The organism is Jatrophihabitans sp. YIM 134969, from assembly GCF_054456675.1.
In genome coordinates this window covers 1-11554 of sequence record NZ_JBTJEQ010000024.1, presented here as the reverse complement: position 1 = coordinate 11554, position 11554 = coordinate 1, and the positions used below count along the sequence as shown (strand labels likewise).

Genomic DNA, 11554 nt, shown 5'->3' with positions numbered 1-11554 from the left:
ACGGTGACGGTCGCCTCCCAGACCCGCGTCGCGTGTCGGGTGGCCGGGCACTTCCCACCTTGTCCAAGAGAGGGCAGAACCACATGACCACCACCGAACGACCGCCGGCGACCACCAACGACGGCGGAGCCCCGATCGCCAGCGACGAGCACTCGCTGTCGGTCGGCCCCGACGGCCCGCTGTTGCTGCAGGACCACTACCTGCTCGAGCAGATGGCGAACTTCAACCGGGAGCGCATCCCGGAGCGACAGCCCCACGCCAAGGGCGGGGGTGCGTTCGGCTCCTTCGAGGTCACCCAGGACGTCAGCGCGTTCACCCGGGCCGCGGTGTTCCAGCCCGGCGCGAAGACCGACGCCCTCATCCGGTTCTCGACCGTGGCGGGGGAGCGGGGCAGCCCCGACACCTGGCGCGACCCGCGTGGCTTCTCGCTCAAGCTCTACACGAGCGAGGGCAACCTCGACCTGGTCGGCAACAACACCCCGGTCTTCTTCATCAAGGACCCGATGAAGTTCCAGCACTTCATCCGGTCGCAGAAGCGTCGGGCCGACAACAACCTGCGTGACCACGACATGCAGTGGGACTTCTGGACGCTGTCGCCGGAGTCCGCCCACCAGGTCACCTGGCTCATGGGTGACCGCGGCATCCCGCGCACCTGGCGGCACATGAACGGCTACTCGAGCCACACCTACATGTGGATCAACGCCGCCGGCGAGAAGTTCTGGGTCAAGTACCACTTCAAGACCGACCAGGGCATCGAGACCTTCACGCAGGACGAGGCCGACCAGATGGCGTCGGCCGACACCGACTACCACCAGCGCGACCTGTTCGAGCACATCGCGGCGGGAGAGTTCCCGTCGTGGACGCTGAAGATGCAGATCATGCCGTTCGAGGACGCGAAGACCTACCACCTCAACCCGTTCGACCTCACCAAGGTGTGGCCGCACGAGGACTACCCGCTGCAGGAGGTCGGTCGCCTCACCCTGGACCGCAACCCCACCGACTACCACACCGAGATCGAGCAGGCGGCGTTCGAGCCCAACAACATCGTCGCCGGCACGGGTCTCTCGCCGGACAAGATGCTGCTCGCGCGCGGGTTCAGCTACGCCGACGCGCACCGCGCCCGGCTCGGCGTGAACTACAAGCAGATCCCCGTCAACAGCCCGCAGGTCGAGACCCACAGCTACACCAAGGACGGTGCGATGCGCGTGCGCAACGTGTCCGACCCGGTGTACGCGCCGAACTCGTACGGCGGCCCGGTGGCCGACCCGTCGCGCACCGACGACGGCGGCACGTGGCACGCCGACGGCGAGATGGTCCGGACGGCCTACACGCCGCGGCCGGACGACGACGACTGGTCGCAGGCCGGCACGCTCGTCCGGGAGGTCATGGACGACGCCGCCCGCGACCGGTTGGTCGACAACGTCGTGGGCCACCTGCTCAACGGCGTGAGCGAGCCGATCCTCGAGCGGGCGTTCGAGTACTGGCGCCACGTCGACAAGAGCCTCGGCGACAAGATCGAGGCCGGGGTGCACGCCAAGGCCGACCTCACCGACCCGAAGGCGGAGCAGCAGGGCAACCCGGCCCGTTCGTCCATGCAGCACAAGGCCTGAACCACCCGGCGAGTGGCGATTCGCGTCGCCACTCGCCGGATCAGGGCAGCCGGCGGGCCGAGTCGGTCAGCGGCGCGCGCGGTGGGCCCGGGCGAGGTCGCCGTACCAGTGCGCACTGGTCTTCGGGATGCGCTGCTGCGTCGCGTAGTCGACGTAGACGATCCCGAAGCGCTGGGCGTATCCCTCGGCCCACTCGAAGTTGTCGAGCAGGGACCAGCAGTAGTACGCCCGCACCGGCACGCCGGCGGCGATGGCGTCCGCGGTCGCGGCGAGGTGGTCGGCGAGGTAGCGCACGCGGTCGGGGTCGTCGACCTCACCGTCGACCACGACGTCGGCGCACGCCCGCCCGTTCTCGGTGATCTCGATCGCCGGGACGGCGTCGCCGTAGGTGTCGTGGATCCACCGCAACAACCGGGTCAACCCGTCCGCCTCGACCGGCCAACCCATCGTCGTGGTGTCGGCGTCGGGGTCGACGACGAGCCGCGAGCCGAGGTCGGCCGCGGTGCGTGAGGCGGGGTCGGCGACGTCGTGCTCGGCGGCGGCGACCACACCGGGGAAGTAGTAGTTGACGCCGAGGAATTCCACGGGCGCCGAGGTGATCTCGAGATCGCCGGGCTTGACGAAGTCCAGGTCGCCGAACGCTCCGAAGACGTCGGCCACCTCGGCCGGGTAGGTCCCGGCGAGCACCGGTTCGGTGAACAGGGTGTTGTTCACCAGGTGCACGCGGGCGGTTGCGGCGACGTCCGCGGGTGAGGCCGAGGCGGGGGTCACCGGGAGGAAGTTCAGGGTGATGCCGTACTCCTGCTCCGGCCGCCGTTCGCGCATGCGCTGGACGGCGAGACCGTGGCCGAGCAGCAGGTGGTGGGCCGCAGCGAGGGCGGGCCGTCCCTCGCGACGCCCGGGGGCGTGCCGGCCGACGGCGTAGCCGAGGATCGAGCTGCAGTAGGGCTCGTTGAGGGTGATCCACTTCGAGACCCGGTCGCCGAGCGCGTCGTGGACGATCGTGGCGTAGTCGGCGAAGCGTTCGGCGGTGTCGCGCAGCGGCCACCCGCCGGCGTCCTCCAGGGGCTGCGGCAGGTCCCAGTGGTAGAGCGTCGGGACCGGCTCGATGCCCGCGTCCAGCAGTTCGTCGACCAGCCGCTCGTAGAACGCCAGGCCCGCGGGGTTGACCGCGCCGGAGCCGAGGGGCTGCACCCGGGGCCAGGCGATCGAGAACCGGTACGCGTCGACGCCCAGGTCGCGCATGATCGCGACGTCCTCGCCGTGGCGGTGGTAGTGGTCGCAGGCGACGTCGCCGGTGTCGCCGTCGACGGTCGCGCCGGGGGTGTGGCTGTAGGTGTCCCAGATGGACGGGCCGCGTCCGTCGGCCGTCACCGCCCCCTCGATCTGGTACGACGCCGTCGCCACGCCGAACCGGGTCGAGGGCGGCAGGACGGGGGTGACGAGCTCACGCTCGGTCAGGGTGTCGGTCACGGGGCTCCTCAAGGGGTGTTGCTTCGCGTCGCGGGCAGTTCCGCTGAACAGGTTCACCCGCGCCGGAACGGCCGGCGGCGGCGAGGCGTCACGATGCCCGTGCGCGACCAGGCCTGTCAACACGGCTGTTCCGCGGTGTGTCGGTCCGTCACGGCGGGCCGGCGGTCGTAGGTCACGGTTCGGACACGACGACTTGTTCAGCTCTTGTACTTAAGGCCTTAAGCGGCTTTCCTCAGCCACCACGACCTCCACCGGTCGGGTAACCGCGTCGAGGCGCGAGAGGGGGCAGACCGCATGCAGCGAGGTTCCGCGTTCGTCGAGTCCGGCGGTCGTCCCGTCGCCTGGCTCGGCGCCAACTTCTGGTCCCGGGCCGGCGGACCCCGCATGTGGAGCCGGTACGACGGTGACGTCGTCGACGCCGAGCTGCGGGTCCTGCGCGACCACGGGCTGACGGTCACCCGCTCGTTCCTCTACTGGCCCGAGGCGCACCCCGAACCCGACCGGGTCGACCACCGGGTCCTGGACCGGGTCGAGGACTTCCTCGACCGCCACACCGCCCTCGGCCTGACCTCGGTACCGACCTTCATCGTCGGCCACATGTCGGGCCAGAACTGGGACCCCGCCTGGCGCCACGGCGAGGACCTCTACGGCGACACCTGGCTGCTGGGCCGGCAGGCGTTCTTCGTGCACGAGGTGGTGCGGCGGTTCCGCGACCACCCGGCCGTCGCGGGCTGGTTGCTCTCGAACGAGATGCCGATCTACGGCCGTCCGCCGCACGAGAAGCAGCCGGCGGCGCCGCACACCGAGGTCCAGGCGTGGGTGCAGACCCTCGTGCACGCGGCCCGGGCCGCGGGTGCGACCCAGCCGGTCTCGACCGGTGACGGCGCGTGGGGCGTCGAGATGACCGGCGTCGACAACGGCTTCCGGGTGCGCGAGATCGCCCCGCTCGTCGACTTCCTCGGCCCGCACGTCTACCGCATGGAGACCGACCGCACCCGCCAGCACCTCGCGCCGGCGTTCGTCTGCGAACTCGCGGGCTTCACCGGGTTGCCCGTGGTGCTCGAGGAGTTCGGCGTCTCCACCGACTTCGTCTCCGACCGCGGCTCACGCGAGTACTACCGGCAGGTGCTCCACAGCACGCTGCTCGCCGGCGCCACCGGCTGGATCGCCTGGAACAACACCGACTACGACGCGCTCGCCGCCGAGGAGCCCTACCTCCACCACGCCTTCGAGATGCACTTCGGCGTGACGGACCGGCACGGCGCACCGAAGGGTCCGCTGTTCGAGTTGCGGGACTTCCGGGCCGTGCTCGACGCGATCGACGTGACCCGGTGTTCTCGCCCGGACACCGACGTCGCCCTGCTGCTGCCCGCCGCGGTCGAGGCGGACTTCCCGTTCGTCGACGACGCCGACCGCACCGCACCGGTCCGGTCGCTGCACCAGGCGTACGTCGCCGCGCGCGGCGCCGACCTGCCCGTCGCCGTGGTCCGCGAGGTCGACGGCGTGCCGGACGACCTGCGGCTGCTCATCGCCCCGTCGGTCAAGATGCTCACCACCGCCGGCTGGAGCCGCCTCCGCGAGCTGGCCGCCGCCGGCGCGGTCGTGCACGTCTCGTGGTTCGCCGGTGACCACGACGTGCAGCGCGGCCCCTGGTACTCCGACCTCGACGACCTGTTCGGCGTCGAGCAGCAGCTCACCTACGGCCTGGCCGAGCCGATCACCGGCGACACCGTGACCTGGACGTTCACCTCCGCGCTCGGTGACATCCCGGCCGGCACCGAGCTCACCTTCGCCGTGGGCGGCAGCGACGACGCCCGCTCCTACCTCCCGGTCACCCCGGCCGGCGCCGAGGTCCTGGCGGTCGACGACCACGGCCGGCCGGCGCTGCTGCGCCACAGGGTGGGTGCGGGGTGGACGGTGCTCTCGACCTACCCGGTGGAGTACCTCGCCGCCCGCACCCCGCGGGTCAACCCCGAACCCACCTCGCGCCTCTACGACGCGCTGGCTCTCGAGGCCGGCGTCGTCCGCGACGTCCGCGTCGAGGACCCCGCGGTCCACACGGGCGAGCTGCGACACGAGGACGGCCGACGCTTCGTCTGGCTGATCTCGCAGTCCGCGCAGCCGCTCGTCGTCAAGCCCGTCGTCGCCCCCGGCCTGCGACTCCGCCCGCTCGCCGGTGGCGACGACGTCGACCCCCCGGAGAACCCGCCCATCGCCCTCGCGCCGTACGGCGTCGAGGTCCACCTCCTGGAGCACGTGGAAGGAACCCCGTCATGACCAGCACAATGTCGCGCTGGCGGCGGTTCGCGGCAGCCGCCGCGGTCGCCGCGACCGTCACCACCACCCTGGCCGCCTGCAGCGGGAGCGACAGCTCCGGCGACTCGGCCGACGGTTCGGTCGAGCTGAAGATCGCCGACTGGGGTGACTTCGGGCTCAAGCCGTTGATCGCCCAGTACGAGAAGGCCAACCCGGGGGTGACCATCACCGAGGTCACCGGCGAGTACAACACCACCCACGAGAACCTGCAGAAGTACCTGGTCGCGGGAAGTGGTGCACCGGACATCAGTGCCATCGACGAGGGCTTCATCGTCAGCTTCCGCAACCAGAGCGACAAGTTCGTCAACCTGGCCGACACCGCGGGCGACATGGAGAAGAACTACCTCCCGTGGAAGTGGTCGGCCGCCAAGGCCAGCGACGGCTCGGTCATCGGTCTCGGCACCGACGTCGGCGGTCTGGCGATGTGCTACCGCACCGATCTGTTCCAGAAGGCGGGTCTGCCCACCGATCGTGACCAGGTCAGCGCCCTGTGGCCGACGTGGGACGACTTCGTCGCGACCGGCCAGAAGTACGTCGGCGCGACCGGCAAGAAGTTCCTCGACGACGGCGTGACGATCATGAACCCGATCCTCGGCCAGCAGGACGTCGGCTACTTCGACTCCAGCGACAAGCTGGAGATGGACGGCGGCCCGAAGGTCGCATGGGACACCGCCAACAAGGCCATCTCCGCCGGCCTCTCGGCGAACCTGCCGCAGGCCAACGCCACGGCGTGGGCCGCGGGGTTCAAGAACGACGCCTTCGCGACCGTGGCCTGCCCCGCGTGGATGCTCGGCCAGATCCAGACCAACGCCGGTGGTCACGGCACCTGGGACGTCGCCGACATCCCCGGTGGCGGCGGCAACTGGGGCGGTTCCTGGTGGTCGGTGCCGAAGCAGGGCAAGCACACCGAGGCCGCGGCGAAGTTCGTGAAGTGGCTGGTGCAACCCGAACAGCAGACCGCCATCTTCGAGGCCGTCGGCAACCTGCCCTCGCAGCCGGCCTTGTGGACGCAACCGGCGATCGCCGACTACACCAACCCCCGCTTCAACAACGCCCCCACCGGCAAGATCTTCACCACCGCCGCGGGCAAGCTCCCGGACCCGCCGCAGTACCTCGGCAAGAAGAACGGCGCCGTCCGGCAGGCCGTGGAGAACGTGCTGACCGCGGTGGAGCAGGGCAAGTACACCGCGACCAGCGGGTGGGACGCCGCCAAGTCCGAAGCGGCGAAGGCCGCCGGCGGCTCGAGCTGAGCTGACACCCTCACCATGACCGACATCCTCGACCGACGGGAGGCGCCGGGTTCCGGCGCGGCGCCTCCCCCGTCCGGCGGCGCCACGCCGCGCGCAGGTCGCGCGGCGTGGCGCCAGCGGATGTCGCGTCTCGACATCCGGTTCACCCCCTACCTGTTCATCGCGCCGTTCTTCCTGCTGTTCGCGGTGTTCGGGCTGTTCCCGCTGATCTACAACCTCGTCGTCTCGCTGCGCACCTGGAAGCTCGACGACCCGACGCTGGACGGCTGGGCCGGCTTCGCCAACTTCCGTCGGGTGTTCACCGACGGTGACTTCTTCCACGCCCTGGTCAACACGTTCGGCATGTTCATCCTGTCGTCGGTGCCGCAGCTGATCCTGGCGCTGGTGCTGGCCGGTCTGCTGAACCGCAAGCTGCGGGCGAAGACCCTGCTGCGCATGGGGATCCTGATCCCCTACGTCACGTCGGTCGCGGCGTCGACGTTGGTGTTCGGCACGGTCTTCGCCCGTGACACCGGCCTGGCGAACTACGCCCTGCACTTCATCGGCATCGGGCCGATCGACTGGCAGGCCGGCCGGTTCTCGTCCTGGGCCGCGATCTCGGTGATGGTCGACTGGCGGTGGATCGGCTACAACGCGCTGATCTACCTGGCCGCGATGCAGTCGGTGCCGCGCGACCTCTACGAGGCCGCGGCGATCGACGGCGCCGGCAGCGTCCGGCAGTTCCTGAAGATCACCGTGCCGATGATCCGGCCGGCCATCGTGTTCACCGTGGTGCTCTCGACCATCGGTGGCCTGCAACTGTTCACCGAACCGCTGCTGTTCGACTCCAACCCGAGCTCGGCCAACGGCGGCAGCGTCAGCCAGTTCCAGACCGTCGCCATGCTGATCTACAAGACCGGCTGGAAGGACCTCGACCTCGGCTACGCCGCCGCGATGGCCTGGGTGTTGTTCCTCATCATCATCGTGATCGCGAGCGTCAACGGCTGGCTCACGACCCGCGTCGGGAGGACCCGGTGACCACCTCGCTGCCGGACGTCGAGACCCTCGCCGTCCTCGCCCCGAAACCCCCCCGGCGACGCGGGATCCGCGGCCGGGCGCCGTCGGACACCGCCGCCCGTCCGCTGACCTACGTCATCCTCGTGGTCACGTTGCTCGTGTTCGCGTTCCCGCTGTGGTGGATGTTCGTGGTGTCGTCGGGCACCGACGCCGACCTCGCCGCGAGCCCGCCCAAGCTGCTGCCCGGCAGTCACCTGGGCGACAACGTCAGCAACGTGTTCAGCCAGGACGGCGTCTACTTCACCGCCTCGCTGGTCAACAGCGCAGTCAGTTCCACGCTCATCGCCCTGTCGGTGATGCTGTTCTGCTCGCTCGCGGGTTTCGCCTTCGCCAAGCTGAAGTTCCGCGGCCGCAACGTGTTGTTCGTGCTGGTGCTCGCGACCTTGGCCGTACCGCCGCAGCTGGGGATCGTCCCGCTCTACATCCTCATGTCGAAGCTCGGACTCACCGGGCAGCTGACCTCGGTCATCTTCCCGGGGCTGGTGACGGCGTTCGGCGTGTTCTACATGCGCCAGCACATCGCCGAGGGGGTCCCGGACGAGCTCATCGAGGCGGCCCGGGTCGACGGTGCGTCGACGTTCCGCATCTACCGGTCGATCATCGTGCCGGCCGTGCGTCCGGCGTTCGGCGTCCTCGGTCTGTTGACCTTCCTCGCCGCGTGGAACGACTTCCAGTGGCCGCTGATCACCCTCTCGGGCAGCGACCAGCCGACGGTGCAGGTCGCGCTCAACACCCTGGCGTCCGGCACGCTGGTGAACTACTCGCACCTGTTGGCCGGAGCCCTGCTCGCGACGCTGCCGTTGTTCGTGCTCTTCGTGGTCGCGGGCCGTCAGATCGTGTCCGGCATCATGGAGGGTGCGGTCAAGACGTGACCGTGACCGACCCGCGGGGCACGACACCGCGGCGGTCCCGGGCGCGAGGGAACCAGGTGGCGAAGCGACCGACCATCGCGGACATCGCCGCGCTCGCCGGCGTCTCCGCGGGTGCGGTGTCGTACGCGCTCAACGGCCTGCCCGGGGTGTCGGAGCAGACCCGGGCCCGCATCATCGCCATCGCCGACGAGATCGGGTGGGCCCCGAACGTCGCGGCCCGGTCGCTGACGGTCTCGCGCGCCCAGGCGGTGGGGTGGGTCATCGCCCGCCCGACCCCCACCCTCGGCGTCGAACCGTTCTTCACCCAGCTCATCGCGGGGTTGGAGGCCGAACTGTCGCGCTCGCGGGTCGCGCTGCTGCTGCAGGTGGTCGACGACCACGACGCCGCGAGCGCCGCGACCCGTCGGTGGTGGGCGGAGCGGCGCATCGACGGCGTCATCGTCACCGACGTCTGGGCCGGTGACCAGCGGCTGCCCGCGCTGCAGGAACTGGGGGTGCCGACCGTGCTGGTCGGCCGTCCGCAGCCGGGCGTCAACACCCCCGCGGTGTGGAGCGACGAGGCCGGGGCCGTCGCCGGGGTCGTGGACTACCTCGTCGCCCTCGGCCACCGCCGCATCGCGCGGGTGGCCGGCATGAGCCGCCTGGACCACACCCGGGTGCGGACCCGCGCCTTCCGGGCCCGGATGCGCCACCACGGCCTCACCGACCCGCGGGTCGAGGTCACCGACTACAGCTCCGAGCAGGGCGCCCGCGCCACCCGGACCCTGCTCACCTCACCCGACCGGCCGACCGCCATCACGTACGACAACGACGTCATGGCCGTGGCCGCCCTGGCCGTCGCCCGTGAGATGGGGGTCGCGGTCCCGGAGGAGCTCTCCATCGTGTCCGGGGAGGACTCCGAGCTGACCGTGCTCGTGAGTCCGTCGCTCACCGCGCTGTCCCGCGACATCGCGGCGTACGGGTCGACGGCGGCCCGCACCCTGCTGCAGGTGGTCGGCGGCGAGGCCATCGACTCGGTCGAGATCCCCGCGGCACACCTCGTCCCGCGGGGCAGCACCGGCCCGATCCGCCGGTAGTTCGCGGCCACCCCGCAGCTTCCGAGTCGTGGATCCGGTGTCCACCGGATACCGTCTGAGGAAACCATCGGCGCCCCGCGACCCGAACCCGTGGGCACAGGACGTCCCGGTCACGGAGGAACCATGCACCAGGCCCGATCTGCGCTGTCGGTCGTCGGCACGCTCGCTCTCGCCGCGGCGGGTCTCGCCGTCCTCGGGACCGCGCCCGCGAGCGCCGCCCCCACCGCCACCGCGGCCACCGCGGTCGTGCGGAGCGCCCACTTCTCGCCCGACACCGCCGGGGTCGACGTCTACCTCCAGGCGTTCTCCGGCGGCCAGACCCAGCTCTGGGTGAGCAACGTCGGCTACGGCGACATCAGCCAGTACAAGCGGATCACGCCCGGCGTGTACGTGGTCTCGATGCGCCCGCACGACGCCCCCGCCACGTCCAAGCCCGCCATCAGCTGGACCCTCGACGCCAAGGCCGGCAGCGCCTACACGGCCGCGGCGATCGGCAGGAACGCCGCGCTGCAGGCGGTCATCCTCAACGACGAGCTCACCCCGCCCGCCGCGGGTCAGGGTCGGGTGCGGATCGTGCAGGCCGCCAGCACCGCGCCGTCGGTGACCGTCCAGGCCAACGGCGGGGTCGACCTCGCCGACAAGCTCGCGTTCGGGTCCACCTCCGGCTACAAGACCGTGCCCACCGGCCGCTGGGACGTCCGCGCCACCCCCGACGTCGGCGGGGCGAAGCCCGTGACCAGCTCGGTCGCGGTCGCGCCCGGCAGCTCGTCGACCGTCGTCGTCCTCGACGGCGGCTCGGGTGCCCTCAAGCTCACCAGCGTGCAGGACGCCGCCTCGACGGCCGTGGCGCCGGTCGGCTCGGTGAACGCCGGCGGCGGCGGGACGGCCACGGAGTTCGCCGCGGGTGGCACCTCCCTGCTCTCGGTCGGCGGCGCCCTGGCCGGTGCGGCCGCGCTGCTGCTGCTGGCCGTCGCGGTGTGGAGCCGCCGGCGGCATGCCACCCGCTGACCCCGCCCGGTCACGCCGTCTGCTGGGCGGCGTGGCCGTCGTGCTCGCGGCCGCGCTCGCTCTGACCGGCTGCGCCGCTGACGACCGTGGTGAGCGGGTCGCCACGCCGACCCCGACGGTGAGCTCGAGTGGCACCGTCCACCGTGACGCACCGGCGTTGCCCACCCTGGCGGTCGCCACGCCGACGGCCACCGCGACCTCGACGGAGTCCCTGCCGCCGCTGCCTGCGTCGCCGGCGCCGCTGGGCGGGACGAGGACGGCGGCGCCGCTGCGTCTGCAGATCCCGTCCATCGGGGTCGACACCGGACTGGAGAACCTCGGGCTCGAGTCCGACGGCAGCCTGCAGCCGCCGACCGCGTTCCCCATGGCCGGCTGGTACGCCCGGGGCGTGCGCCCCGGCGACCCCGGCCCGGCGATCGTCGCGGGCCACGTCGACTCCTACCGCGGGCCCGCCGTGTTCTACGACCTCGGCAAGCTGCAGCCCGGCGACGTCGTGCTCGTGACCCGTGCCGACCGCAGCACGCTGAAGTTCGTGGTCGACTCCAAGGCCCAGTACGCGAAGGCCCAGTTCCCGACGGCCGCGGTGTACGGCCCGACCCCGACGCCCGAACTGCGTCTCATCACCTGCACCGGGATCTTCGACCGGAGCAAGCGCAGTTACGAGGACAACCTCGTCGTGACGGCCGTCCTCACGGGTTGAGGGGATCGTGCCCGGGCCCCGGGTTCCGCTGAGAGGACGCCCGACCGCGTCGGCGTCCGGCTCGGCGTCCGGGACGCCGTCGGGGTCCGGCTCGAGCACGCCAGCCGGGTCGCCGTCGGGCAACCCGTCCGGGAGCACGTCGGAGTCCGCGCCACCGACCGCGTCGACCCGTGGGGGTGGCTCGTGATCGTCA

At 71.2% G+C, this 11554-nt stretch carries 9 protein-coding genes; 8 read left to right on the top strand and 1 reads right to left on the bottom strand.

What is annotated here, in order from left to right:
• Positions 1-83: 83 nt before the first annotated feature.
• Complete coding sequence (locus ACXR2U_RS13725; protein WP_458825613.1) at positions 84-1610, top strand: catalase; 1527 nt, start codon at positions 84-86, stop codon at positions 1608-1610.
• Between the two features lie 66 nt (positions 1611-1676).
• Here ACXR2U_RS13725 and ACXR2U_RS13720 read toward each other — a convergent pair whose 3' ends face one another.
• Entirely contained in the window at positions 1677-3083 is a 1407-nt protein-coding gene (locus ACXR2U_RS13720; protein ID WP_458825612.1) for a GH1 family beta-glucosidase, read from the bottom strand.
• A gap of 294 nt (positions 3084-3377) precedes the next feature.
• On the opposite strand from ACXR2U_RS13720, the gene ACXR2U_RS13715 reads away from it, so the two are divergent.
• The 7 genes from ACXR2U_RS13715 (at position 3378) to ACXR2U_RS13685 (ending at position 11361) form a co-directional block, all read left to right on the top strand.
• Positions 3378-5360, top strand: a complete 1983-nt coding sequence (locus ACXR2U_RS13715; protein WP_458825611.1) for a cellulase family glycosylhydrolase — start codon at positions 3378-3380, stop codon at positions 5358-5360.
• A complete protein-coding gene (locus ACXR2U_RS13710) occupies positions 5357-6649 on the top strand; it encodes an ABC transporter substrate-binding protein (RefSeq protein WP_458825610.1) in 1293 nt (430 codons plus the stop codon). Before ACXR2U_RS13715 ends, ACXR2U_RS13710 begins: the two co-directional genes overlap by 4 nt.
• A gap of 15 nt (positions 6650-6664) precedes the next feature.
• Entirely contained in the window at positions 6665-7666 is a 1002-nt protein-coding gene (locus ACXR2U_RS13705; protein ID WP_458825609.1) for a carbohydrate ABC transporter permease, read from the top strand.
• A 65-nt stretch (positions 7667-7731) separates the two neighbouring features.
• A complete protein-coding gene (locus tag ACXR2U_RS13700) occupies positions 7732-8577 on the top strand; it encodes a carbohydrate ABC transporter permease (protein WP_458825676.1) in 846 nt (281 codons plus the stop codon).
• Between the two features lie 56 nt (positions 8578-8633).
• Complete coding sequence (locus ACXR2U_RS13695; protein ID WP_458825608.1) at positions 8634-9653, top strand: LacI family DNA-binding transcriptional regulator; 1020 nt, start codon at positions 8634-8636, stop codon at positions 9651-9653.
• A gap of 123 nt (positions 9654-9776) precedes the next feature.
• Positions 9777-10661, top strand: a complete 885-nt coding sequence (locus ACXR2U_RS13690; RefSeq protein WP_458825607.1) for a DUF4397 domain-containing protein — start codon at positions 9777-9779, stop codon at positions 10659-10661.
• Positions 10648-11361 (top strand): class F sortase, encoded by a 714-nt coding sequence (locus tag ACXR2U_RS13685; protein WP_458825606.1) that lies wholly within the window; start codon positions 10648-10650, stop codon positions 11359-11361. The genes ACXR2U_RS13690 and ACXR2U_RS13685 overlap by 14 nt, the downstream gene beginning before the upstream one ends.
• Positions 11362-11554 lie beyond the last annotated feature (193 nt).

Bases quoted from the DNA above. Each gene is read 5' to 3' on its own strand.
- ACXR2U_RS13715 (WP_458825611.1), top strand. From the start codon at position 3,378: ATGCAGCGAGGTTCCGCGTTCGTCGAGTCCGGCGGTCGTCCCGTCGCC.
- ACXR2U_RS13725 (WP_458825613.1), top strand. From the start codon at position 84: ATGACCACCACCGAACGACCGCCGGCGACCACCAACGACGGCGGAGCC.
- ACXR2U_RS13705 (WP_458825609.1), top strand. From the start codon at position 6,665: ATGACCGACATCCTCGACCGACGGGAGGCGCCGGGTTCCGGCGCGGCG.
- ACXR2U_RS13685 (WP_458825606.1), top strand. From the start codon at position 10,648: ATGCCACCCGCTGACCCCGCCCGGTCACGCCGTCTGCTGGGCGGCGTG.
- ACXR2U_RS13690 (WP_458825607.1), top strand. From the start codon at position 9,777: ATGCACCAGGCCCGATCTGCGCTGTCGGTCGTCGGCACGCTCGCTCTC.
- ACXR2U_RS13710 (WP_458825610.1), top strand. From the start codon at position 5,357: ATGACCAGCACAATGTCGCGCTGGCGGCGGTTCGCGGCAGCCGCCGCG.